Raw genomic sequence first — 24,614 nt, 5'->3', positions numbered from 1 at the left:
TTAATGCCATGCGAATAAGCATTCTGCAAACAGACATCGTCTGGGAAAATAAACAAGAAAATCTCCGTCGTCTCCGCGAGAAGTTAGAAACTCTTCGTGGAACAACGGAGATTGTTGTTTTACCGGAAACATTCTCCACCGGCTTCAGTATGGACACCGCCGGTTTGGCCGAACCCACAACGGGAGAAACCATCGCAACGCTGCGCCAATGGTCCGAAGAGTACCGGCTTGCTCTTGCCGGCAGCTATATTGCCTGCGAAACAGCCTCGGAAGGTGGAAAGCCATCCTACTACAACCGCGCATTCTTCCTTACGCCCGAAGGCAATGCTTACTATTACGACAAACGCCACCTCTTCCGGATGGGGCACGAGACAGAGCATTTTACCTCCGGCAACCGACGTCCCATCATCCGGTATCACGGCTGGAACATACTGCTGCTTGTGTGCTACGACCTTCGCTTCCCCGTCTGGAGCCGCAACAAGAACAATGAGTACGACCTCCTGATTTATGTGGCCAACTGGCCCGTCCCCCGCCGGAAAGTCTGGGACATCCTGCTGCAAGCACGCGCCCTGGAAAACATCTGTTACGTCTGCGGTGTCAACCGCATCGGCAGGGACGGCAGAGACATCCCACACAACGGAGGCAGTGTAGTCTACTCTCCGAAGGGGGAAACGCTTGCCGCTGTGCCCGACAACGAAGAGGCGACTGCCACCGCCTCCCTCAGCCTTTCCTCCCTGCAGGAGTTCAGGCTAAAGTTTCCCGCTTGGCGGGATGCGGACTGTTTCGTCATTTCTTCAGATAATAGTTCACGGTAGTCACTACGCGCACACTTTTTATATAAGGAGTATAGGCATCACGGTCGCTAATGGAGAACTGCCCTTGCGAAGCATTGCGGATTTTACCCAACTCGCTGTCCGAATCCTTGGCAAACTTCTCGGCTGCGGCGCGGGCATTCTTGGTGGCATCTTCTATCATCTTGGGCTTTATTTCGTTGAGACCGGTGAATTCGTATGACACGTTATACCTGTAATCTCCTCCGGTGATGGCAATGCCTTGTTTCAAGAGTTCCGCCTGTCCGGACATTAGTTTGCGCACCTTATCCACGTTCTTAGAGGTGACGGTAATGACGGACGTGGCATTATAGCGATAGGCCACGTTGCGGTCACCGTAGCGTTCGGCCTGCATGTCAATCACTTCGGGCGGCGCAATGCTGATTTCTTCTTTCCCGATGCCATTGCTTTCCAAGTAACCCACGATGGTAGCATTCTTCTGTTCCATATTGGCATAGAGCAGTGCAGGGTCATTGCCAATGTCTTTGTAGACAAGAGGCCAGACCACCTTGTCGGCAGGCACTTCCATCTCTGCAAGTCCCTTTACGCTGACTATACGGTCCTTGTTCACAAAATTGTTGAGTCCACCTTTCAGCATGGCACCCACCGAGAACAGCCCCACCGCGATGATGGCTGCTTCTAATTTCCAACTTTTCATACGTTGATATTTTAGAGTTTATAAACATACGCAAATATAACAAACCCGAACGGAAAAAAGTGCGATGAGCGGTTTATTTTTACACGATTCATGCGAATCAGCAACCGAAAATTGAATAGTTGGCACGCACTACACAGAATCCCTATAGATGAGCGCAGGATTGCTATACAGAATATTCCGACAAACAGAACATTCTTAATACTTCCTCTTCTTTCTCCCTACCTGCTCCCTACCTTCTCCCTACCCGCTCCCTACCTGCTCCCAATGTATAGACAGGGAGGAAATAGGGAAAAGGTGAGGAGAAGACAGGAACAGAACCGACAAATAGAACAACAGACGATATCCATTGATAAATATTCTGAAACATCCTGCAAAATGCACCAAATCCGCTTTTTTAGAGTATTTAATGAAAATACCCCAAAAGAAGGAGTACATCTTCTCCAAAAAGTACCTATTTTTGTCCTCCGAAACAATGTCAAAGCGACAACATGATTAATTTAATAATTCTAACCCCTAAATTCTATGTTGACCCAACGTAAAAATCCATACTCACGGTGGCGGTGGCCGTGACTTTATGGAATGTACCGAAGACACTTTCCGTACAGCCGTCAAAACCCATATGAGATATGGGACAACCAGTATTTATTAATTAATCTTCAACAAGATGCAAATGAATATTGTTTTTTGTATATTTGTGATAGTTTGGTGAATTTTATTTGACTATCAACGAATTATATTCAACTCGCATGAGAACGGGCAACGGATAAGAAAATGCCAGACTGTTCAGAATCACTATATTCCTCATGCTTTCAAATAACTCTTTATCTTGATGCAAAGATAGCATTTTTTTCCGAGAATACCGGAATTTTCCGGGCATAATCTCGTTATAAATCCATGAAATAATCCATATCGGACAGAACAGCCATACCGCAGCCGAGTCCCCCTAACTCACAGGCAAAGGTAATCCGTGTCCTGCTCGTACAATGCAAGGTCAAGCCCTCCGGGTGTCGTGGAAAAATCATCCTCGCCCGGAGGGCTTTCGGTATTTTTCCCGCCAACCTTGCATGTACGGGACACGACCTTTTATAGCCTGTAGTTACGGGAACTCCGGCCCCGAAAAGCCGGACTAACAAAAATCAATTGTTATGTTACAGCAGGCGACAAAAGAAAAGTACAGTATTGAAACACTCAGAGCATGGAATGTTTCATACGACAACGAGCACGGGCTGACACAGAAAGATGTCGATATGGCCAACAGTTATGTTGAACTCATCGAACGTACACGTTCGGAGATTACACCGCAAATCGGAGACAGGCTGGTCTATGTGACCGAAGACGGGGATTATTACGGCAACGCTCATCGAGAACCGGCATCACACAAAGGAAGGGCATCTTTCCATATGCGAACAGCCGTATGTGCCTTTCGTGTGGGAACAAGACGGGAATATCCGTCTGAGCGTCAGCGGAGGGGCATTCCACGGAGTGAATCCGAAGGATATGAAGTTCCTGCGATGGACGGACGGCGCGTTCAAGGACTGGGGACATTGCGGCGCGTGTGCCAACGGTGCAGTGACATTCATAGCCAAAGTGCCGCTATGGTTCTATGCCGAACCTAACCCAAAGTACGGGAACTTCACTACCGAAACTTACCGGAAATTCTACCTCACCAAAGACACAAGCGGTTCCGCAAGAAATCTCTATCAAGGTTTTGATGCAGCTTTCAGTGATGAAAAAGAGTTCCAGCAATTCCTAAAGGACTACGAGGGAACGGTATTCAAAGGCAACTGGGACAACAACATCGTGGTATGGTGCTTCCGTCGGGAATATGTCTTCCTTCCTCTCGCCGAATGGGAAAAGATTGATGCTCCGGCCGAAGAACGGAGGCTCAACTTTTATCCCGAACAGGTGAAGATTGTCAAGGACATGGAAAAACACATCACCTGCTTCTACCGAATCAAATCACAGAACTTCTAACACTTAAAAATCCAACTGATATGCAAACGACAACAGCAACTAAGGCCGGCAACGCTCCCGACCTGCTTTCCGGTATCCTGAGCGTGCAGGTGAAAAACGAGGACAAGATTACGGAGCAAGACCGGATCTATTGTCAGAACCAACAGGACATGCTTTACAAAACACTCGACCGGATAGACCGCTGGTACGCCATCTTCAAAGAGGAAGCGGAACAGTACCGGGAGGAACGCAAGTTCCACTACGAGGAGAACGGCAAGGTATCCATGCGTGATTTCTATTCCTACCATAACGACAGGGACGACTATTCGCACAACGAGTTCAAACCGTTTGACATCCTCAATGATATGGTTGACAAGAACTGTAATGCCAACGCTAATTTCGCCAGCCGTATCATCTCCTATTTCAACAAGACATATAATGTCTCTGTCCCCGTACCGGAAATTGAGAAAAATACCCTTCCGATGGGCTTCCGTCCAATCTATGAAACCTACGTGGATGCTGTCATAGAACATCTTGGCGGCAAAAGTTTCAGGGAAACAGCAGAGGAGGAACTGTTGAACAGGTTCTTGAAAGTAGTCCGTCCATCATGCTGGAGCAAGGTCAAGCCGGAACTGAAGAAAGATAAAATCACATTCCCTGAAATTCTGAGATTTGATGAGTTCTATCTGTCATACAACCGTAACCAGATTCATTACAACTATCGGGGCGACATAGAAACCTTCTGTGAAGGCATCGCGTTCGGTGCCGATGACACCATTCATGGTTCAAGCAATATGATTACCGGCTTCCAGGCTGACAATGTTGATGTTTCCGGCTGGTACGACCTCACGACGATCAACGCCGAGCAAATCCGGTTTTACAAGAACGGACGCATAGATGTCAAGTTCAAGGACAGCACGACTGCCGAAAACTGTTTCAAGCGTCTCCGCCTTGATGAAATCACGCTAAGAGAGAACTGATCATGAAGAAAAAACTCACAGCACCCCGTAAGACGATTCTTGCGGGGTGTTTTCATTTTCAACCGTAAACAACCGACAGAATATGTATGCCATCATTCCCCAACAGATACCGCAAGGTATGCGTGCCGAGGTCAACGAGAAGATACTTTTCGCCATAGACTCCGGCAAGGACCTCATTCCGGCGGAGAGCATCTATAACTGCTACACCGGCATCGGAGGGCTTCACAACCTCAGGCAATCCGATTTCGCCAATTACAACGAGTACGCCGAAGCGAAGAAGGAGTTTGAGATGGGACAGTTCTTCACCCCGCATGAAGTGTGCAGGGATATGGTGGAGATGCTTTCTCCCAACACTTCCGAAATGATACTTGACATGTGTTGCGGTATGGGCAATTTCTTCAATCATCTGCCCAACCAGCACAACACCTACGGCTTCGACATAGACGGGAAAGCCGTCAGCGTGGCGCGATACCTCTATCCGGACGCGCATATCGAAAAATGTGACATCCGGCAGTATTATCCGGAACAACGCTTCGATGTAGTCATCGGCAATCCACCTTTCAACCTGAAGTTCGATTACAAGCTGTCACAGGAATACTACATAGACAAGGCATACGACGTGCTCAACCCGGCAGGAATCCTGATGGCCATAGTACCCGGCTCGTTTATGCAGAGTGAATTTTGGGAGAAAACACGGGTTGCCAGTATCAATAACAACTTTTCTTTTGTCGGACAGACAAAACTGTCTCCGTCAGCCTTTGCCTCCGTCGGAGTCCGCGATTTCAATACGAAAATCATGGTATTCCTGCGCAAATCGGTTCATATCGAGATGCAGGCTTACAACGCGGAGGAATTCATAACGGCGGAAGAATTGAAGAACCGTATCAGCGAAGCAAGGACGATGAAACACAGGCTGCGTTTCGACCTGATGCGCGAGACAAACAGGATAGACAAGGAAGAGCTTGAAGTGTTCGAGTATAGGCTCGCCAAGTACATGTACGAACTGAAGGCACACGCCAAGTTGAACAAACATATCGGCAAGGCGGAAGCACTGGTCACGAAGTTCCGCAACCAGAAACCGCCGGAGAACGCCACACGGGAACAAGTCGCGCAATGGGAAAAGAACAAGCTTACCCCGAAGAAAGTGCTTGCCGTCATCCGTAGGTACATCACCTCGCAGAATGTCGTGCCACGCAAGGAAGTGGCATTGGTAAAGACCTCCTACGGGTTCAAACTGAAACAGTACGCCCCACGACTGTTAGACAAGGTTTCGCACAAGGCGGCAGGCATCAACGACCTCGTGTTGGGGCGCACCGAACTGCCCATGCCGGAAATCCTGACAGAAAAGAACATGCGTGAAATCCATGTGGCAGAGAAGCTGATCCGTAGGAAACGCAGGCAATATGAAATCCAGAACCGGCAGTTTCCCGACATGAAGCCGGACACCCAACTGGCGGAATACCTTGACAGGGTGACATTCATCAACAAGGACGGTGACGTATGCGAGTTCACCGCACTCCAGAAGCACGACCTGAACCTCGTTTTGCAGAAACGCTACGCGCTGCTTAACTGGCAGCAGGGATCGGGCAAGACAGCGGCGGTCTATCACCGTGCCAAATACCTGCTCAAATTCCGCAAGGTACGGAACGTCATCATACTGGCCCCCGCCATTGCCACCAACATGACATGGATACCATTTCTCTCCATAAACAGGGAAAGGTTCAGGATTATACGGAACAATGCCGACCTTGAAACCGTACCGGAAGGCGTGTTCATTGTGCTCTCCACCTCCATGCTCGGCAAACTGAAACGGGGGCTGACGAAATTTGTCAAACGCTCCTCAAGAAAACTATGCCTCGTTTTTGACGAATCGGACGAGATAACCAACCCTTCGTCACAGCGCACAAGGCATATCCTCGGACTCTTCCGCAGGTTCAAGTACAAAATACTCGATACCGGAACGACCACCCGAAACAACATCGCAGAACTGTACAGCCAGTTCGAGCTGCTGTACAACAACTCCGTAAATATGATCTGCTGGAGCAGCCGGGTGTACCACGAGAACAGGGACAAGGAGATAGAGGAAGAAAACAACCCGCATTACGGTGAGCCGTTCCCTGCTTTCAGGGGGCATGTACTTTTCCGCGCCTGCCACTGTCCGGGAAAATCCACCGTGTTCGGAATAGAGAAACAGAACCAGGATGTCTATAACAAAGAGGAACTTGCAGAGCTTATCGGGAAGACCGTCATCACCCGCAAGTTCAGGGACTTTGCCGGCGAGAAGTACAAGATACGGACACACACCGTCAGCCCTGCCGATGGCGAACGCGAGGTTTACCGTGTCATCATCGAGGAGTTCTGCCGTATCTGCGAGTTGTATTACAACAGCACGGGTGACACGAAGAAGGATGCCGGACTACGTCTTATGCGGCAGATCAAGCTACTCATCAAGGCCTGTTCCGTCCCCCACCTGATAGAGGGCTATTCCGGTGACGGGATTCCGAAAAAAACAAGGTACATCGAGAGACTGATACGGAAGATTCCCGGCAAAGTGGCCGTCGGCTGCACGTCCATAGCCGCATTCGACCTCTACGGGAACCGTCTCCGCGAATGTTTTCCCGACAGGCCGGTATTCGTGGTCAAGGGAGACGTGGCTTTCAAGAAACGGCAAAGCATCGTGACGGAGTTCGACTCCACCGTAAACGGCATACTGGTCTGCACGCAGCAGAGCCTGAGCAGCTCGGTGAACATCCCCACCTGCAACGACGTGATACTTGAATCGCTCCAATGGAACATCCCGAAGATGGAACAGTTCTATTTCCGCTTCATACGTCTTGACTCTAAAGAGCTGAAGGACGTGCATTATGTCACCTACAAGGATTCTGTGGAGCAGAACCTGATGGCCCTGGTATTGACCAAAGAACGGCTGAACGAGTTCATCAAGACCGGAGAAGTGAAGGAGCAGTCCGAGATTTTCGAGGAGTTCGACGTCACCATGTCCGTCATCGAGAGCCTGCTGGTCAGGGAACGCGACAGCGAGGGAAAGATACACATCAGCTGGGGAAGCCAGCGAATAATGAGTTGAAACAATGGAGAAACTTATGAGAACCGCAGATTACATTCCACAGGCAAAGGTAGCCCGCACCCTTTTCCGGCAGAGCAAGGTCAGGCCGCAGGCGGTTTTCGGGCAAATCATCCTCGCCGGAGGCTCCGGTATTTCCCCGAAAAACCCTGCACTGCCGGGGCGCGGACCTTTATACGCCTGTGGAATGAAATCCCCGGTTCCGCATCATAAACCGTAATGAAGAATATCATGGACTTGAATCAGGCAGAAGTGGCAGTGACCACGCAGCATCTCATAGACACGAGGCAGGAAAAAGACAGCCTGCTGCAAATGGCCGACTTCGGCGACATGGGGGAATTCCTGTGTACCTGCTCCGAGCTGTTTCCGGAAGAGGAAACCCCGGAATACAGGTACACGAGATGGGAGGACATTCCGGACTCGCTCATCAACAGGGAATGGCTGTGTCCCAACTTTTTTGAAATAAGGGAAGCGATGGAACAACTGGAGGAACCCGACAAGGATTGCTTCTTCGACTGGTGTGACCGTTACGGGCACGACATCGGCACGGAAGACCCTCACCTGCTGGTGGCGCATTATATCGAACTTTTCGGGAACGCGACCTATATAAATGACGAACCTTGCCCGGACAGCGGGGATGATAGTTTGCTGTACTACCCGGGCATATCGGGCAACTATTTCGAGCCGGGCATTCCCCGCTTCGAGATATTCGATGACAATTACGACTAAAAAAAACACGCTTATGAATATCAATTTTCTCGGGCCGGTCCTGCCGACAGACCGATTCGTACAGATGGCCTTCGTGGAAATCCTGAACATCATCCTGACAGCGAACAACATCATGGACGTGAACAGGATGCTCGTCGGGCGGAATGCCAATCCCGTTTTCGGCTCCCTGTCGGGACATTTCCGATGGTCCTACTCGGACAACCATTTCACGTTGTGGCAACGGATGGAGTACAACTCGCCGCTCTGTTTCAAACAGCGCATATTCAGCATCCATTTCGGAACGCTGGCAAGCCGTGACAGGGAAAGGGATAATACGATAATGAACTAAAACATATCAATATGAGTCACCAGATAATAACAAGAATGGCATACAACGCTAAAACCAAGCAGATAGAAACTTGGCAGCATTCCAACAACGTGTGGCCAAGAACCGATTATTACTATGCTTTGGATGTCAGGACGGACGAACAAATGCTCGGATTCATAACATTGGTGGCAGAAGGTGCATGGCAAGGACGCAAATGGGAAAAAGCGTTCAAGACCCTTTTCTGCGAATATCCCGAACTGGTTATGAATTCATACAAACATGAACTTAACAAATCCTATGAGGAGAATTGTGCCATCCGTCGGAAATATAAAGAACTTGCCCGAAGCAAACGCGATGAAATAGTTGCGCGATTCAAGCAACTGGCCGGAATTGTCTGACTCTAAAAGTGAAAGCATATGGAAATAATGAAGATTTCAAACCGCCAGATTGCGATGATGGCTTTCGACAGGCTCCGCAAGGAAGACAAGAAGGATTCCGCGTTGAAACTTGCCAGGTGCCTGCTACGTGGCACAAGCATCTCTCTCGGCATAGGTGATATCGACTGGGACATAGACATGGCTATACAGCAATGCGGAGGAGAGCCGAGGACTGGATACCGATACACGGCGCATTTCCACTTCAACCGGAATACGGAAATGGAAAAGGACAAGTATGACGGGATAGTAAAGGAACTGTATGGGTAATGAAACGAACACGGAGGCGGCCGGAAGGCCGCTTCTGTCATTTATAACGGTATGTACGGGAAAAAGAATCCTGCCGTACACAGGTAACAGAAATGGATGAGCAGAAAACATTGACATTGGATTTCATCAAATCCCTGATGGAACCGTCCTATACACTGATTTGGACGGATTATGATGACAATCTTGACAACCATCGGTGGCTGGTTCAAAAATGTCTTGACAGCAAAAGCCCCGAACATTTGTGGGAAAAGGCGGACGAGTGGTACAGCGATGCCGAATGGGAGGCTGTCCGTGAGATAATCGCCAAATTGAAAGAGGAATGTACAGTTTTCAATGATTTCGGTGAAGAGGATGTGGATACCTTCTTCGATGAGCACGAGGATGAAATCCGGGACGAGGTTTACAGCCGCAACGACTCGGATGTGATAAAAGACCTGATAAGGCACACGGACAACATTCCCATTCGTGTGGAGATGCTGTCCGACCACGACTGCATCAATTCCAACTGGTTTGAATCACAGGGCGGTTACAGGTACGAGGAATCCTACTTCGGGGACATGGTAGACTGCCTGAACCTCAATCCGGCGAGAGTGAAGAGACTCCTGACGGAACACGGCTACAAGACATACGGACGTTTCCCGAACCGCAGAAGCCGGAACGGCAAGGAACAGGTTTCATACGAGCAGTTCTACAAGGAGTTGATAAATTCCTGTTGCGGCGCGAACCTGCTGGTCTATATAGGACGTGTGAACTTGAATGAACTGTACAATGCAGAGTTTTCGCTGAATGAAGTTATCATCCCGAAAGGCAACTGTTGCGGGCTGTTCAGCTCTACATTCGGTGGCGGAAGCTGCTTGAAATGGAACTGAAACAGGATATACGCCTGAAGTTGGAAATCAAGGGCTGTAACGGCTTCCGTTTCCGGCTGGATGACGAACGCTCCAAATATGACTATTCAGTCCAACATGTATATGGGGTGGATAATTCCTTTTTCGGGGATGCGGTACGCATTGTATCCTGACAAGAATCAAATCAATAACAATCAAACAATAGAAGATTATGACAAAGTACAATGTACAAGTAAGGTACATCTTCGAGGGTACCTACACAGTGGCGGCGGAGGACCGCGAAGAAGCGGAAAGAATGGTATCGGAAGATTGCGGGCTGGTATTGGGCGGCAACATCCATACGACACGCGATGACGATGAGGTGACGGACTGGAACTTCGGCTGCCATCCGGACTTGCAGGTCCTCTCCGTAAGGCAGAGAGGCGGGAAATCCCCCAAACTGGTGTTTGAAGACAGGATCAAGAAGTTGCGGGAGGACATCATCGGTGCGATACGGCAGTTGCTCCATGACCATGCCATGAACGCGATACGGTTTCCGAATGAAAATGAACACGACCCTGTATGGGTAATATGGTTCAATGACGACTGCGAACCTTATGAATGTTGGGTGTCCGGCATTGAGGTAACAGACAAAGGCCTGACGGTATTCGCAACAATGAAGGACAGCTTTGAAGAAGTAAGTTGCGATTCCCCGTTTGAACTCGGTGCAAGAAACATAGACTGGCTTCACGAGATGTATGATGCCGTATGGCACCAGTTGGAAGAAACAAAGGATGTTGAACCACAAACGGAAAAATCATGAACTATCCAGCAGAAAATGCAGTCTCCAGTTTCTTTTACTACATGTGGAATGCCTGGAGCAAGGAGGAATGCGAAATCGTATTCGGTGGAATGTGCAAGCATTTCTGGGAAAAATGGAACTCTTTTGCAAACGATTCTATCTTCGGTGCGGCGGAACGATTCTATGCCGCCCTGTCGGAAAACAATCGCAAGTTATTGGTGGAGCGTGCCGTCTCCATTTATGACGGCCAACGTTTCAGGAACAAAAGTATAAACATTGAAAATCAAATATTATGCAGACAAACATCATTAATCTGATTTGCAGTTCATGCAACTGCGGTCAGGCAGAAGCACAGGAGTATCTGGACTCCGAAATCCGGAACCTACGCGAGTTGCAGGAACTGGACGATTTAAGGGAAGATGATATTGATATGGCGTGTAGCAACCTCGGTCTTGACTTTGACTACAGGGAATATTTTATCAACCGCCTCGCAGGGGCATAAAAACTTACAGCTATGGCTTATTTTCAGAACATACACTCTCTGGCGGACTTGAAGAAAGAGTACCGCCGTCTGGCATTGCAGCACCATCCCGACAAGGGTGGTGATACTGCAATCATGCAACAGGTGAACATCGAGTTTGAAAGGCTTTTTGAGGTCTGGAAGGACAAGCCGGATGTTTCCGCCACTTCGACCGGGTATGAACACGACTATTCGGGAGCTACGGCAAAGGAATACACCGAGTACGTGTATAACGAATACCGCTGGAAAGGCCGCAATTACAAGGGGCAGCACGCCCCTGAAATCGTGGAACTGGTACGGTCATGGCTCAAGGAGACCTATCCGAGATACAAATTCTCGGTCAAGCGCGAGAACTACCATTCCATCTACATTCGGCTGATGAAAGCGGATTTCGAGGCTTTTACCAAAGAATCCGGGAAAGTCCGGGATGACATCAACCATTACAATATCTCGTCCGACAAGTCCTTGACCGACCGTGCGAAAGAGGTGATGCTGAATGTCTGCGATTTCGTGATGTCGTATAACTTCGATGACAGCGACCCGATGACGGACTACTTCCACACCAATTTCTACCTGACTCTCGGAATAGGCAGCTACAAACAACCGTATAAAGTGGAGTTGCCGAAACTTGCCTGCAAGGAAAAGGACAAGCCTGAAGTGTTCAAACATCCCGAAGGGGCTGCGCACAAGGCCATCCGGCAGGCATTGGGCAAAGCCCGTTTTGACTTTATCGAACACAGGAGGCATTCCGGGGAAATGATACTCGGTGAAGACCATTACGGCTCACACGGCGAGCTCTATTTCTGGCCGAAAAATTATTCAAGTGCGAAACTGGCGCAGAAACGGATAGACAAATTGGAAAAAGCCGGCATTCAATGCAAGCTTACAGGCTATAATGGCGGTTACATCCGTTTTCTCGGCTATGCTCCCGAAACGGAAGCGTTGCTGGAGCAGGAACGGCAGGAGGTCATCGTTGCACACAAGGCATGGCAGGCAAGACAATCGGCAACTTAGTCAACAAAAATAAAATGGTTCAATGAAAGCCCTCACGAACCATTTTATTAAAGATTATCAAATCACCATTTGAATTCTCTCACTTTTTTTAGGTCTATCTTTTTCACAAAAGAATCTATACGTTTCAAGTCTTCGGGAACATGGTAAGATATAGCCCATGGCTTGTCAATCCCAATATGTTTTACAATCTCTTCCATATATGGCCAATCAACTTTATAAAAAGAATGACCATAAACAACTACCTGCTCTATATCAGATAAACTATTAAAGAAGTCCAGATTTTGATGAATGATAGAAGACGAAACTTTTATTAAGCCATTCATCCACTCTATAATTTTACTCCATGTTTGTTGCAGGTATAACATTTGGCTTTCATCATTATATGCATCTTGTGGATCCCGATAATTATTATGCCCGATAATATATTCTTTATCTGACAATCGTGACCCGTGAATATGCAATATATTAGATTCAGGTATAGAATATACCCTTTCCAATGTTTCTGTATAATTGAATGTCAAATATCTACATTCCATTGGTAGGTCAAGGACTTTTTCAGCATCGTTTATATTGATACTGTCTACCCAATTTCTGAATTCTTCAAGAAACTCATCCAATACTGGTCTGAATATCCAATCCGGTGAATCTTCCACTGCCGCCATCGAACGAGTAGGATGGTCATAATCAAAATCCTCGTCGGGTTTACAATACTCCAAAATACTATCTTCATCGTATTCTCCAAGGGCTTTTTCAATATCACCCCATACATCCCGTTGATTGCTAAAAAAAGTGTCCATCAAACCAATGAGGCGATGTTTACTATTCTTTTGTAACCATTCTTTAAAGTTGCCGTAACTGGACTCAATACCATTTGCCAAGTCAAATCCATTACCAATGACAACAAGTGTCTTTTTATTCTGTTGTTCTATTTCTGGAAATAAATAGTTCATATAGTTTTCAATTAATAATTTACAAAATTACTCTTTTTTGAAACATTGAACATAACAAATAAGGATGAAACTCTATTGAATCTCATCCTTATTTAATTTTATGGAATGTACAGCAGTCTGAACTCCTTTTTCCTTCGTCGTTCAATGCTTGGTACCGCTTTCCCCTTGTAGCACCTGAAGGAGATATATTCGTGGTAGATATTCCTGTCACCGGCTTCCAATTTTTGAATCAGTTTGCTTTTTGGGATTTTTCCATAGCCTACCAGACGGTAATACCCCACATTATATGAAAGGGTTGCGACGAGTAATGCGTCCTTTCCGAAACGGCTGCACATCCTGCACAATTTCATCAGATCCGCCCTCAGCAGGGAATCCGCCTGCGCCTCGCTCATGTCCGGCATGAACGTCTCGCCCGGCAACAGTTTATGGCCATATCCTACATAAGGCAAATGATTTCCGTGCCATCCTTCATGTTCCTTGATACAGGCGATTGCCTTTTCGAAGAGTGAAGCCGGAATCTGCAAGGCGGTGGGAGGCGAAGAACCGCCTCCCCGTGGTTGCGCCACCATACCGCCGCAGGTCAGAATCAGGCATAAAACCGCTACAATCATTCGCATAGGGAATCCTTTTCAGATTTCGATACAGGCGGTCTTACAATAACGAGCGAATCCCTAATCCAAGGAGTTCCGGGATCGGATACAGTCCCTTCCGTTTTCTCTTCAGTCTCCTCCTTTCTTTCGTTGTTGAAATCAAAACTGAGCAGGAACAGCAGTTTCGGTTCGCTGTTGTCTTCAAAATAGATGTCAATCGACTGCCGGTCCTCACACGCGGAAGTGTAATACAGTCGGAACACTTCTCTGTCAAGCGGATAGTGGTCATTCGGCAGCAGTACCATCCCGTCATCCATGCGGAGTGTACCCTTGCCGTCCGGCTGGAAATAGCGGATGGTGTAACGGGCATCGGAGAAACGTCCTTCCCGCTTGAGTTCACAACGTATCTCCACGGTCTCGCCCTTCACTATGCGCGTGGGAACAGGCATCGTTTCCACCGCGAAGGGATAAGCCTGCTGCACGTCCATATCGTCATTGCAGGCGGTAAACATAAAAGCCGTCAGGCTCAGGAACAGGACGGACAAAAGTCCGCCAAATCCTCTTTTTCGAATCAATGTATTCATATCCAATCTGATTTTTAATTTGTTATACTTCATTGTTTTAATCCTGTGGCAACCTGTTTTGCAAATACTCGTTCAAATCCTTGAACCCCTTGTACAAGGCTGAACGGTCCTCAATCCTGTTTCCATAGCGTTTTCGGAGTGCTTCCAGTGTTCGCCTCCCGGCTTCGTCCCGGTCCAGATAGCAGTTTATCGTCTCATACCTGTCAAAAACAGTAAACGAACGTTCCAATAACGCCACCGAGTTCAGCACGAGACAGTCATCACCGTACCCCAATCCCAACACCATCCACGAGAGGTAGTCGATAAACCCCTCAAAGAGGTTGCAGATATCCGATCCGTTGTCTGTCAGCGAAATGTCCTTCGGGGACAGGCTTCCCTTGAAAAAACGGTTGCGCAGTTCATATCCGCCGCTTCGATTCCTGAACCCGATGGCGAAATACTGTTTCCCGTGCAAGGAATACCTGACCTCCTCGCAGTTCGGTAATGCCACATCGCTGCAAATAGCGGAGCAGAACCTTATTGTAAAGCGGTCCGAAACGGATATCCGTCATACATTCCCTTTCATCCGAATTATCCTTGCCGTTCTCTTTCGGACGGAAGACCGTCTTCCTTTCCGGAGCCAGCCCGGCATAAATCCTCGTGATGAAATCCGCCTGCTCCTTGAAATCGTTACTGCCGACAAATTCCCCGGCAAGGGTGAAAATATCACCGCCGCGTCCGGTTCCGAAGTCGTGCCAGACATTCTTGCGGATGTTCACCTGGAATGAGGCAGTCAGTTCCTCACGGTAAGGAGCGAGATACCAGCATTCATCCCCGCGTTGTCTTTTCGGCCCGTATCCCAATTTCGCGAGGAAATCGGTAATGGGAACAGCCCTTATGTCTTCTATATTCATAAGCGGTAATTTTTAGTTGATGATGAATTTCAATCCTATCCCGAACTGGGTCGTGAATACCCCGAGCGAACTGCCCCACAGGGCACGCTCACGGACACTTGCCAGCAGCACGATACGGTCTGTGACATAGGTCTCCAGTTCCAGCGTTATCGCCCCTCCATAGACAAAGGCATCCTTGACAAGCAGTCTGGAACCGTCATACAATATCCTGTCACCCCAGTTCACGGTTTCATAACCGGCCATTGCCGAACCGCCGATAGAAAGGAACAGTGTCTTGGATGGATCGGACAGGAACTTCAGGTAATATCCGCCTTCGGCCGTGAACTGCGTACGGGGAAGGGACACATTACGGTATCCGTAATTCTTTTGCAGGTATTCCGCACCGACCACCCAACGGTTGGCTCTCTTGGTATATCCCGACACCGCGAATCCGGTATAATAGTTCAACGGATTCCTTGAACCGTTGGCAAAACCTCCGCGAAGTTCCACTCCCGTCATGCCGGGGAGATAGCGTTGGGCGTGCGCCCGCCCTGAGAACAGGGCTAGCGACACGACCGTTACTATGATACAAACGACTTTACGCATGGTCACTTCACTTTAAGTTCATTGATTACCCTGGCTCTCACGATGTCCTCGTTCTCCACGGTGAACGACTGGTGGCGACCGCCGCTTTTCTCGTTCAGTTCCACCACCAGCACCTTGTCGGCCGGAATGGTGAACTTGTCAAGAGTGAATACGGTACGTTCTTCCTTGTTGCCGGCAACCACAGTGGCGTAGTTATAGGCACGGAGCGGAAAGATGACCTGCTCCTGGATGGCTGTACGCTTCATCACTTTCTTATCCATAATCTTGAACGTCACGAAATCCACCTCGAAAGGCACATTGGAAGAGTTCCTGATCTGCGTATGGAAATAAAGCAACCCGTTGTGGGTGTAAATTCCGCGCAAGAGGTACTGGATGCCGAAAGCCTTGCTGCCGATGTGCTTGACATGGCGTCTGTTTTCCTTGTGGATGCTTTTGTTGATAAGCTGCACTAATTTGGGAGATTCACAGCCCAGTTCCTCTAAATAGATGTCAAGCGCGTTGTTCGGACGGTTCACCTTGCTGCCGTCATGGATAAAGTCCTTCATCTCCACATTCAAAAGCAGCGGCTCATCGGCGTACTTGACATTGAAAGTGTAAAAGCTGCCGCTTTCAGTGATGACCGACATATTCGTCTCGTCACGGAAATTCTTCACCACCGCCTTCACACGGATGACATTCTCCGCACCGTCAGCCTTGCCTGCCACGAGATTCGGGGAACCGAGATCCACATAACGTACAGCCGACGGGAAGATGATGTGGGTCGTCTTGTCGTAGGTCACTTCCAACCCATACGGAGGTACCATCCTGTCAAAGGTGAGTTTCCGGGTCAGACCATGATAGAGGTCGCCGTCTTCCTGCTGCGGATAGACATCCTTGGCCAGTGTCACATTGTTTTTTTCTGCCGATACGGTATCGGACTCATTCTGTGCGAAAGCACTCGTTACGCCCAATGCAAGGGCAAGCATTACAAAAATCTTTTTCATACTTCTTGAATTTTAATGGATTGTTATTGATTCTCTTTCTGGTAAAGCATCAGGGTATAGCCGGACTTGAGGTGTACCTTCTCCTCACGCATTTTCCGTGATATGTATTGCGACACTCCCTGTATGGCACCCCTTCCGAGTTCGGACAGCAACTGATCCTTTGCCGACTGGTTGGTGATGGAGATGCTCGTGCCGAGGTTCTGTCCCAGGTTGGCGGCCACCTCCCTGACCGCATTCGCCTCCATGGAACCCGGAATGAAGATTCCGTCCTGTCCGTCATTGTCATACACGGTGAGTTCCACCGGAATGATGACTCCGCCATGCTCCACCTGGATGATTTCGATACCGAGCCGTTCTCCCTGTATGCGTCCCTCTCCGGTAACTATGGAATTACGCGGGAGCGTGTACCTGCCGACACGCATAGGTTCCAAAAGTCTCAGCCTCACGCCTTGCCCGCTGGTGACGGTCTGGTCGCCATGCACACAGGCGCGGATGGTATTCCGGCTATACTTCTCTCCAGAGTTTCCCACAGCGGTATGGAAGCCCATGTTTCCGGATTGCTCCAGCCTTGCAAACAACACGGAGTCACTGATTGGCTGATGAAGTGACGATACCACCGGCGTGGATACCTGCCCCACGGGAACGGCTTTCGGTTTCCTGCTGTTGGAAACAGGTTCCGTTTCTTCCCGGCTCTCCGTCCTCTCGCCATCCTTTCCCGGCGTATATCTGGCAGCCAGTTCGTATGATTTCTCCAACAGAGCCACCTGCTCCTCGTAGGTCATCTGCGCGGGCTGCTGCATGGCGGTAGCCTGCCTCAGTTGCTCGACTTCGGCTTTCAACGCCTCCTTCTCGGGGTCTTCTTTCGGGGTCTCGTAGAAACTGCCGAGCGTGGCGTTGATGTCGTTGTAGGCTGCCGTGGACGATGAGAAAGAGCCGCTTCTCCGGTAACTTCCGCCGTTACGGTTGGATGTGCCGCTGCTTGGATAGTCCGTATCCGGTGAAAGTTCAATGACATGTTCCGTGGTCACCTCCTGTCTGCCCCCGTCCGCCATCGCAGAGAATTCCTCCAATGTGCGCATCTTCTCTTCCTGCCTGCGTCTCATGTCCGCCTGCTCGTAAGCCGTAATCTTGTCCGCCTCGATACCCGCCCCTCTCGGGTCGGCAGTTCGGTGTTGAATCCGGCGTTCTTCTCCTTTTCCTGCCTGTCCTTTTCCGAAGGGGCGAAAATCCACCACATACAGCCGATGAACAGCAGGAACATCCCGGCAAAGACCAGGTACTTTCTGATTTCCTGCCGTTTTTTCAATTTGTTCACATCATTACTCATTGTCTTATTTGTTGAATTGGTTAAAAAACTCTTCCATCTCGCGGATTTTCTTGTCCGAAAGCGTGTCTGCCGGAACAAAGTCCGGAATGTTCAGAGGCTCTATCTTGATAATCTCCTGTTTTGCATCCTCCCGTCCGATGTCATGGATGGCACGGAAAATCATATAGAAATTCCCGACGGCGAACAGGACTGCCAGCACCACGATGGTTATCACTCTCTTTTCCGGACTCAGCCCGGCGCACAAGCCGCGCAGTTTTCCTTCGGCCAAGTCCCGGATTTTTACAAAAATCTTTTTCATACATTCTAAATTTTAACGGTCATACACTCTTATATCCCTGTTCTCCACCACGCGGAAGGCTTCGAGGATGAAGCCGTGCGGGTTGTTTTCGCTGCGCGTGGAATTGAGCAGCCTGCCCCGCGTGACGAGGCTGCGCTCCGTCACGCTTTTCTCGCGGATGATGGAAAGGCGTGCGTACGTCACGACTTCGTAGGGATAGGTGTTGAAGTCGCATTTCACGCTGTCGATTCCGATACGCTGGTTCATGTTGCCGGAGATGACACGGTTGTAATAGCCCTGCTCCGCCAAGTCCCGGTAATGGGCGTATGCGGAACGGTCGCTCAGGAACATCGCGCGTTGGATGTTGCCCTCAATGGCACTCTTGTCAGGCGAAAGCGTGAAGAACAGCTCGTGGAAACGCCTGACATGCTCCCTCGCCTCCACTGGGCGGTTCTGCTCCAAGTCTTGCGAGAGGGCGAGCATAAGCGATTTCCCCTCGTCCAGCACATAGATTTTCTGCCGTTGCGCCTCGGCAAAGCCATAAGCCTTCCACACGGAGAATCCCACGAGCAGAGTGCAGGCGCAGAGATAGACGATACCGAACAGACGCAGCTGCCTGAAACTGGTCTCGATGTTTTTTAGTGATTTGAATTCCATTTCAATGTCGTTTTAATGTGATTACTTGATAAGCCTTCCGGCGATATTGCCCACCGCCGCACCGGCCGTACCCGCCACGATCGACCCGGTCCTGGATGCCGTCTGGCTCACGTTCTTGCCGTAATTGCCCGCACCGCCGCCTGCCTGGATGATCCAGTTGGCCACTGTCGGGATGGTGAAGTACCCGATGATGCCGATAATCAGGAAGGTGATATACACACCGTTCGAGCCGTCGGGGATGAAATTGGGATCAGCAAGTAATTCTATGTCCTGCTTGAGCATCAGCACCTGTATTCTTGCCAGCACGCTGCTGAACAGGTCGCTGACCGGAAGCCACAGGTAGATACTGATATAGCGGACGAACCACTGGCTGAGGGAAGCCTGGAAGCCGTCCCAGCAGGAGATGGCAAAGGAAATCGGCCCGAGTATCGAAAGGACGACAAGGAAGAATGTCCTGAGCGTATCGACGACAAGGGCGGCGGCGTTGAACATGAGTTCCAGCAGTTCACGGAAAAAGTTCTGTACCGCCTTCTTCATGTTGTACATCGCGCGGTCCACGTACATCCCGCAGGCTTCTATCGCGTCCAATACACCCAGTTCATCCAACTTGTTGTCAAAGGCTTCCTTATCCACTAAGTAGGCCGTCTCGGGATTGCGTTTCATCGCTTCCAGCTCCAGTCTGTCCTTCTGTGCCCTGTACTCGTTCATATCGAAGGTCTGGGTCTCCAGAATCGTGTGCGTACCCTTTACTATGGGTGACATGACACTGTTCAGCGTACCCAGCACAAGGGTCGGAAAGAACATGATGCAGAGCCCCAGTGCGAAAGGACGGAGGAGCGGGAACACATCGACCGGCTCGGCCCTTGCCAGGGACTGCCATACACGATATGCTACATAAAACAAAGCTCCCAATCCGGCAAGTCCTTTTGCCACGCCCGTCATTTGCGAGCATAGCGGCATCATATCCGTGTACAGGTTTTGCAGGATCTGGTGCAGGTTGTCAAAATTTGCTGCCAACAATACCATAAGCGTTCGGATTTAGGATTACCAGTAACGTTCGTTAGGCGAGCCGTAAAGGGCCATCACGCGGTCAAGGTCGTTCCGTTTCTTGGCACGCAGGTAGGAAACGCCGATGTTCTTGTTGGTGTAATACTGCACGAGACTGCGGTATTGCAGCATGTCGTTGTAGCAGCGGTCGATTATATCCATCCGTTCCTTGTCGTTCATCGACAGGCCGTTCTCGTTGACCACCGTCTTCAGGTCGTTCAGCAAATGCGCACTCTCTTCCAGCAGTTTGGTGTAACCCAAAGCGATTGCACTCAGTTCCTCCGGCGTGAAGTAAGGGTCGCTGAGCATACGCTCGAAGCTGTTCACGTAAATGTCCGTGATGTCACCGACCATAAGGATGGTCTGCTGCACCTTACGCGCGTCACGGACGAGGTTCTTGACCTTGCGGAGCCCGTCATAGAACTCCTTTCCCTGTTTGTAAATCTTTACGGTTTCCTGAAAATTGTTGATCATATTGGTCGCCGTCGTGGATGTCTGCACGATGTTTTTCGCGGCATTGATGATACCTTGGGCAAGATTGGTCGGGTCGGTCACCACCCATTGCGCTTTCGCCGTGAGGCTGACAAAGAAACAGCCCATACACAGCATGATAATTTTCTTTTTCATGATGTTTCTGTTTTTAATTGTGAATAGAATGTTGGATTTCAGAATGACATTTTCCGTCCCTTGGACGGCGGGTTACGCAGGATGGTCCGATGAACCTGCTTTGGACGGTTCTCCTTTGCAGCCTTTTCCGTTTCACGTCTAAGCGATGAAAAGAACTCATCGGCATACGGTCTGCGGCCGGTCATCCTGACAAAACGGACATCCAGTTCCCGGTATGCCTTTTCCGCCTGACACGAGCGTTCCGCAGCGGAAGCGTTTTTGTCTATGCCGTACTTGACAAGAAAAGAAGGACTGATATGGATAATGTCGTGGACGGTATCCGGTGAAGCGGCAATCCATCCCAATCTTTCCAGTTCCCCGTTTAGTTTGTCAAGGTAATCGGCCGGAGGACGGGGACAAAGCCTCTCGAAAAGTGCTTCCGCCCGGTGGGTCAGCCGGGCATCGACCTCCAGACTGTCCGGTACTTCTCCCGTCAGCCTTTTCTGCCGGTATTCATCGGGACTCATCTCCTCAAGCCGATGGAACAGCCTGTAGTCCTCCGTAAACCCGTAACAGTCCTGTATCGACCGCGGAATGTTCCAGTTCTGCATCAGGGACCAGTAGAGGCATGACACGACCTCGTCGCGTTTCCTTTCGTCAGATTCCAAATTACTGTACATGATTTCTAATGTTTAATGGTTGATAAATGATTTCACTTTTCCCGCTTGCTCTCGGCAAGTTGTTTTATGGCAAGTTCGATATTGCCACCCAGTTTTTCCGTAAGCCGCATAAGCTCAAGTTTCTCGGTCTCTTCTGTGGTGTAGCATACATATTCCTCAAGCGACACTTCTGTGGCATAGACCGCCGACTGCGTTCCGCCCAGGCCGATCCAGACTTCCTTGTATTTCCGGGAAGGGTTGTTCGCCATGTTGATGGAGAGTATCTGCGCCCGTTCCTTGTCCGTCAGACCGAGCAGTGCCTGTATCTCATCGAACTTGTTGACGTATTTCCTTTGGTCAAGGAGAATCTTGCAGTCGCTGTTGTTGATGATGGTGCCTTTGACTATGGAAGAGGAAATGATGTCCTCCACTTCCTGAGTGACGACCACCGCCTCACCGAAGAACTTGCGGACGGTCTTGAAGAGGTATTTCAGATATTCCGCCATACCCTCCTTGCTGATGGCTTTCCAGGCTTCTTCCAGCAATATCATCTTGCGGACACCCTTCAGCTTCCTCATCTTGTTGATGAAGGTTTCCATGATGATAATGGTCACAATCGGGAACAAGACCTTGTTGTCCTTGATATTGTCCAACTCGAAGACAATGAATCGTTTACTTAACAAGTCAAGCTGTTTGTCCGAGTTGAGCAGGTAGTCATATTCGCCGCCACGGTAATAGGGTTCCAATACGTTCAGAAAATTGAACACGTCGAAATCTTTCTCACGGGTGCGCTTCTGTTTCAGGATGTCCCGGTACTCGTCCCGGATGAACTCGTAGAAGGTGTTGAAAGTGGGATTGGACTGCTTTTCCTGCCGAATCTTCTCTAAAAAGAGATTGACGGCATTGGAGAGTGCCACCTCCTCGGCACGTGTTGGCGGTTCGTCGTCACGTTTCCACAGGGTAAGGATAAGGGTCTTGATGGACTCCTTCTTCTCGATGTCGAAAACACCATCCTCCACATAAAAAGGATTGAAGGCTATCGGATCTTCCTCCTTGTAGGTAAAATAGATACCGTCCTCTCCGTGTGTCCGCGCATGGATAAGGTTACACAGCCCTTGATAGGAGTTTCCCGTATCCACCAACAGCACGTGTGTACCCTGTTCGTAATACTGTCGCACCATGTGGTTGGTGAAGAAGGATTTTCCGCTGCCTGAAGGTCCGAGTATGAACTTGTTGCGGTTCGTAATCGTGCCGTTCTTCATCGGCAGGTCTGAAATATCCAGATGGACGGGTTTTCCGGTCAGACGGTCCACCATGCGGATGCCGAATGGGGAAAGCGAGTCCTTGTAGGAGGTTTCCCCCACGAACAGGCACAATGCCTGTTCGATAAAGGTGTAGAAACTCTCCTCGGACGGGAAATCACCGGCATTGCCGGGTATCGCCGCCCAGAACAAGGTCGGCACGTCCACCGTGTTGTGGCGCGGCTTCGCTTCCATCAATGCCAGCTGGCTGCCCACATCGTTCTTGATGCACTTGAGTTTTTCCCGGTCATCGCTCCACGCCATGACATTACAGTGCGCACGGATGGAGGTCAGCCCCTTGCTGTGCGCTTCGTTCAGGTATTCCTCGATCCATTCGCGGTTAATCTGGTTGGAACGGCTGTAACGGGAAAGCGAGTGCATGTTCCTCGCGGTCTGCTCGAACTTCCGCAGGTTCTCCGCCGAATCGTCGATGAAGAGGTACTGGTTCACTATGTGGTTGCAGGTGAGCAGGATGCCTATCGGTGCGGCAAATGACAGGCGACAGTCGCTCCGGTCGGTGGAGAGCCGTTCATAACGGCAGTCCGTGGCCACGCCTGACGGCAGGTCTTCCGGGTCGGAAAGGGTGTGCAGGCAGAAGTAGTTGTCGCCTACCTTCATTTCCCCGGCCCCGAGCGAAAGGTCCTGCAAGCAGGCGGTATCCTCCTGCGAGAGCGAGAAGTATTTCTCGATGATGCCCGCCGAACTCTCCGTTCCGGTTATCTCCCCGTCCGTCAGGCGCGTGATGCGGAGCAGGCCGCTGTCGTTCACGATACGCTCGAACTGGCCGCAGCACTCCATGAAACGGGTGACGGTCTCCCTGTCCTGCATTTCCTTGGGGATGATGAACCCTCGTGTCAGGGCGTTGAAACTGCTGGTCGTGCGGCTGCGTTCATTCGTGGTCTTGGTCAGGAACAGGTAGCAGGTGTGCTGCAAGTACGGACGCTCGTTGAAGTGCCGCTCGAAACTGCGGCCGAGGAAGCTCATGCCGTCCTTGCAGATGTCAGGACGGTAGCTTTCCTCAATGAAGAAGTCCTGCTTGTGCACGATGCTGTAGTTCGGCAGTACCTTGACCGCTTTCGCCCAAGTGGAGTGCATCGCCTCGTACTCGGCACGGGTCAGCGTAAAAAGTTCGGGCAGTTCCACCCTGTACGCCACGGTGATGTCCGCGTCCTTGCTGATGATGCAGCCGTCCTCCACGGCAAGCAGTGGGAACTTGCTTTCCAGCGTGGCTGTTTTCATTACGTTTCTCATGCTTTTCTGTTTTTGATGGTTGAAGAGAACAACCGAAGGAACTTTCTTCGGTTGATGATGTAGCGGGGATGTCTGCGCAACGCCTGGAGCTTCATCAGACCCCATTCGCCGTACTTCGTGTTCATGCGGAAGGTCGCCCAGACCAGCACCGATGCGGAAATGACCCCGAAACCGATGCATATCCACTGGTCAATGCCTGCCATGTACATGATGACGAACACCACGAACAGGGCGAGCAGCCTCCGGCGAAGATGAACAGGTACTGACTCTTGAGCCCCTTGAACTCCGGCTGCGGCCGATTCCCTTGTTAATCGGATACTTCGCCATATTACAGGAAGAATGAGCGTAAGATGGTTGCCGCCACGATCAGGAAGATACACGCCCCGAACCAGCTCGCGGCGGTCTTGGAGGTATCCGGGTCGCCGGACGAGAACTTTGAATACACCTTCACGCCACCGATAAGGCCGACCACGGCACCGATTGCGTAAATCAACTTGG

General features: G+C 49.9%; 27 protein-coding genes and 5 pseudogenes. 15 read left to right on the top strand and 17 right to left on the bottom strand.

Features of this window, described 5'->3' with window-relative positions:
• Positions 1 to 8: 8 nt before the first annotated feature.
• Positions 9 to 815, top strand: coding sequence for an amidohydrolase (locus tag JCM16496_RS10290; RefSeq protein WP_025834096.1), 807 nt, complete (start codon positions 9 to 11; stop codon positions 813 to 815).
• Here JCM16496_RS10290 and JCM16496_RS10285 read toward each other — a convergent pair.
• A complete protein-coding gene (locus tag JCM16496_RS10285; protein ID WP_025834094.1) occupies positions 787 to 1,488 on the bottom strand; it encodes an SIMPL domain-containing protein in 702 nt (233 codons plus the stop codon). The two genes, JCM16496_RS10290 and JCM16496_RS10285, sit on opposite strands and share 29 nt — an antisense overlap.
• A gap of 535 nt (positions 1,489 to 2,023) precedes the next feature.
• Between JCM16496_RS10285 and JCM16496_RS25400 the strand changes: the two are divergent.
• Positions 2,024 to 2,134, top strand: a pseudogene (locus JCM16496_RS25400) (N-acetylglucosamine-6-phosphate deacetylase); the annotation flags it as partial.
• 302 nt (positions 2,135 to 2,436) lie between these two features.
• Here JCM16496_RS25400 and JCM16496_RS24620 read toward each other — a convergent pair.
• Complete coding sequence (locus tag JCM16496_RS24620) at positions 2,437 to 2,565, bottom strand: hypothetical protein (protein ID WP_262482769.1); 129 nt, start codon at positions 2,563 to 2,565, stop codon at positions 2,437 to 2,439.
• A 68-nt stretch (positions 2,566 to 2,633) separates the two neighbouring features.
• Between JCM16496_RS24620 and JCM16496_RS10270 the strand changes: the two are divergent.
• The 13 genes and pseudogenes from JCM16496_RS10270 (at position 2,634) to JCM16496_RS10210 (ending at position 12,406) form a co-directional block, all read left to right on the top strand.
• Positions 2,634 to 3,462: pseudogene (locus JCM16496_RS10270) on the top strand (DUF4121 family protein).
• A gap of 20 nt (positions 3,463 to 3,482) precedes the next feature.
• A complete protein-coding gene (locus JCM16496_RS10265; RefSeq protein WP_025834089.1) occupies positions 3,483 to 4,421 on the top strand; it encodes a hypothetical protein in 939 nt (312 codons plus the stop codon).
• An 82-nt stretch (positions 4,422 to 4,503) separates the two neighbouring features.
• Positions 4,504 to 7,506 carry an N-6 DNA methylase gene (locus JCM16496_RS10260; protein ID WP_025834087.1) on the top strand — a complete coding sequence of 1,001 codons (3,003 nt, stop codon included), beginning with the start codon at positions 4,504 to 4,506 and terminating at the stop codon, positions 7,504 to 7,506.
• A gap of 16 nt (positions 7,507 to 7,522) precedes the next feature.
• Positions 7,523 to 7,723 carry a hypothetical protein gene (locus tag JCM16496_RS21750; RefSeq protein ID WP_244440308.1) on the top strand — a complete coding sequence of 67 codons (201 nt, stop codon included), beginning with the start codon at positions 7,523 to 7,525 and terminating at the stop codon, positions 7,721 to 7,723.
• A gap of 11 nt (positions 7,724 to 7,734) precedes the next feature.
• Positions 7,735 to 8,232, top strand: a complete 498-nt coding sequence (locus tag JCM16496_RS10250; RefSeq protein ID WP_025834085.1) for a hypothetical protein — start codon at positions 7,735 to 7,737, stop codon at positions 8,230 to 8,232.
• A gap of 13 nt (positions 8,233 to 8,245) precedes the next feature.
• A complete protein-coding gene (locus JCM16496_RS10245; RefSeq protein WP_025834084.1) occupies positions 8,246 to 8,560 on the top strand; it encodes a DUF8466 domain-containing protein in 315 nt (104 codons plus the stop codon).
• A gap of 11 nt (positions 8,561 to 8,571) precedes the next feature.
• Positions 8,572 to 8,937: a hypothetical protein gene (locus JCM16496_RS10240; protein ID WP_025834083.1), complete on the top strand. Its 366-nt coding sequence runs from the start codon at positions 8,572 to 8,574 to the stop codon at positions 8,935 to 8,937.
• 18 nt (positions 8,938 to 8,955) lie between these two features.
• Positions 8,956 to 9,243, top strand: a complete 288-nt coding sequence (locus tag JCM16496_RS10235; protein WP_025834082.1) for a hypothetical protein — start codon at positions 8,956 to 8,958, stop codon at positions 9,241 to 9,243.
• Positions 9,244 to 9,335: 92 nt separating this feature from the next.
• Positions 9,336 to 10,264: pseudogene (locus tag JCM16496_RS10230) on the top strand (hypothetical protein).
• Positions 10,265 to 10,302: 38 nt separating this feature from the next.
• A complete protein-coding gene (locus tag JCM16496_RS10225; protein ID WP_025834081.1) occupies positions 10,303 to 10,893 on the top strand; it encodes a hypothetical protein in 591 nt (196 codons plus the stop codon).
• Complete coding sequence (locus JCM16496_RS10220; RefSeq protein ID WP_025834079.1) at positions 10,890 to 11,189, top strand: hypothetical protein; 300 nt, start codon at positions 10,890 to 10,892, stop codon at positions 11,187 to 11,189. The genes JCM16496_RS10225 and JCM16496_RS10220 overlap by 4 nt, the downstream gene beginning before the upstream one ends.
• A complete protein-coding gene (locus JCM16496_RS10215; protein ID WP_025834077.1) occupies positions 11,165 to 11,374 on the top strand; it encodes a hypothetical protein in 210 nt (69 codons plus the stop codon). Before JCM16496_RS10220 ends, JCM16496_RS10215 begins: the two co-directional genes overlap by 25 nt.
• Positions 11,375 to 11,386: 12 nt before the next feature.
• On the top strand, positions 11,387 to 12,406 hold the full coding sequence (locus JCM16496_RS10210; protein ID WP_025834076.1) for an LPD29 domain-containing protein: 1,020 nt from the start codon (positions 11,387 to 11,389) through the stop codon (positions 12,404 to 12,406).
• Positions 12,407 to 12,468: 62 nt separating this feature from the next.
• On the opposite strand, the gene JCM16496_RS10205 is transcribed toward JCM16496_RS10210, so the two are convergent.
• The 15 genes and pseudogenes from JCM16496_RS10205 to JCM16496_RS10135 form a co-directional block, all read right to left on the bottom strand.
• Complete coding sequence (locus JCM16496_RS10205; RefSeq protein ID WP_025834074.1) at positions 12,469 to 13,356, bottom strand: bacteriophage abortive infection AbiH family protein; 888 nt, start codon at positions 13,354 to 13,356, stop codon at positions 12,469 to 12,471.
• Positions 13,357 to 13,454: 98 nt separating this feature from the next.
• A complete protein-coding gene (locus JCM16496_RS10200; protein ID WP_025834072.1) occupies positions 13,455 to 13,973 on the bottom strand; it encodes a glycoside hydrolase family protein in 519 nt (172 codons plus the stop codon).
• The gene (locus JCM16496_RS10195; protein ID WP_025834071.1) at positions 13,964 to 14,530 is read right to left on the bottom strand and encodes a DUF3872 domain-containing protein; all 567 of its coding nucleotides are present in this window, start codon (positions 14,528 to 14,530) and stop codon (positions 13,964 to 13,966) included. The genes JCM16496_RS10200 and JCM16496_RS10195 overlap by 10 nt, the downstream gene beginning before the upstream one ends.
• A 37-nt stretch (positions 14,531 to 14,567) precedes the next feature.
• A pseudogene (locus tag JCM16496_RS10190) lies at positions 14,568 to 15,423 on the bottom strand (DUF8464 domain-containing protein).
• A gap of 12 nt (positions 15,424 to 15,435) precedes the next feature.
• Positions 15,436 to 16,008 (bottom strand): conjugal transfer protein TraO, encoded by a 573-nt coding sequence (locus tag JCM16496_RS10185; protein WP_025834070.1) that lies wholly within the window; start codon positions 16,006 to 16,008, stop codon positions 15,436 to 15,438.
• Positions 16,009 to 16,010: 2 nt separating this feature from the next.
• Positions 16,011 to 16,991 carry a conjugative transposon protein TraN gene (traN, locus tag JCM16496_RS10180; protein WP_025834068.1) on the bottom strand — a complete coding sequence of 327 codons (981 nt, stop codon included), beginning with the start codon at positions 16,989 to 16,991 and terminating at the stop codon, positions 16,011 to 16,013.
• Positions 16,992 to 17,014: 23 nt separating this feature from the next.
• Complete coding sequence (traM, locus tag JCM16496_RS10175; RefSeq protein WP_244440307.1) at positions 17,015 to 18,226, bottom strand: conjugative transposon protein TraM; 1,212 nt, start codon at positions 18,224 to 18,226, stop codon at positions 17,015 to 17,017.
• Positions 18,227 to 18,322: 96 nt separating this feature from the next.
• The gene (locus JCM16496_RS10170; RefSeq protein WP_025834067.1) at positions 18,323 to 18,616 is read right to left on the bottom strand and encodes a TraL conjugative transposon family protein; all 294 of its coding nucleotides are present in this window, start codon (positions 18,614 to 18,616) and stop codon (positions 18,323 to 18,325) included.
• A gap of 12 nt (positions 18,617 to 18,628) precedes the next feature.
• Complete coding sequence (traK, locus tag JCM16496_RS10165) at positions 18,629 to 19,252, bottom strand: conjugative transposon protein TraK (RefSeq protein WP_025834065.1); 624 nt, start codon at positions 19,250 to 19,252, stop codon at positions 18,629 to 18,631.
• Positions 19,253 to 19,273: 21 nt separating this feature from the next.
• Positions 19,274 to 20,278 carry a conjugative transposon protein TraJ gene (gene traJ / locus JCM16496_RS10160; RefSeq protein ID WP_025834064.1) on the bottom strand — a complete coding sequence of 335 codons (1,005 nt, stop codon included), beginning with the start codon at positions 20,276 to 20,278 and terminating at the stop codon, positions 19,274 to 19,276.
• Between the two features lie 18 nt (positions 20,279 to 20,296).
• Positions 20,297 to 20,926: a DUF4141 domain-containing protein gene (locus JCM16496_RS10155; protein WP_025834061.1), complete on the bottom strand. Its 630-nt coding sequence runs from the start codon at positions 20,924 to 20,926 to the stop codon at positions 20,297 to 20,299.
• Positions 20,927 to 20,964: 38 nt separating this feature from the next.
• Positions 20,965 to 21,585 carry a hypothetical protein gene (locus JCM16496_RS10150; RefSeq protein WP_025834059.1) on the bottom strand — a complete coding sequence of 207 codons (621 nt, stop codon included), beginning with the start codon at positions 21,583 to 21,585 and terminating at the stop codon, positions 20,965 to 20,967.
• Positions 21,586 to 21,617: 32 nt separating this feature from the next.
• Positions 21,618 to 24,116 carry a TraG family conjugative transposon ATPase gene (locus JCM16496_RS10145; RefSeq protein ID WP_025834057.1) on the bottom strand — a complete coding sequence of 833 codons (2,499 nt, stop codon included), beginning with the start codon at positions 24,114 to 24,116 and terminating at the stop codon, positions 21,618 to 21,620.
• A pseudogene (locus JCM16496_RS10140) lies at positions 24,113 to 24,443 on the bottom strand (DUF4133 domain-containing protein). The gene JCM16496_RS10145 and the pseudogene JCM16496_RS10140 overlap by 4 nt, the downstream one beginning before the upstream one ends.
• 1 nt (position 24,444) lies before the next feature.
• Positions 24,445 to 24,614 (bottom strand): DUF4134 domain-containing protein (locus JCM16496_RS10135; protein WP_025834055.1); only part of this gene is annotated, 170 nt, incomplete at its 5' end.

This window comes from Bacteroides rodentium JCM 16496 (assembly GCF_000614125.1).
Taxonomy (GTDB): Bacteria; Bacteroidota; Bacteroidia; order Bacteroidales; family Bacteroidaceae; genus Bacteroides; species Bacteroides rodentium.
This window is presented reverse-complemented; position numbering and strand designations above follow the sequence as displayed.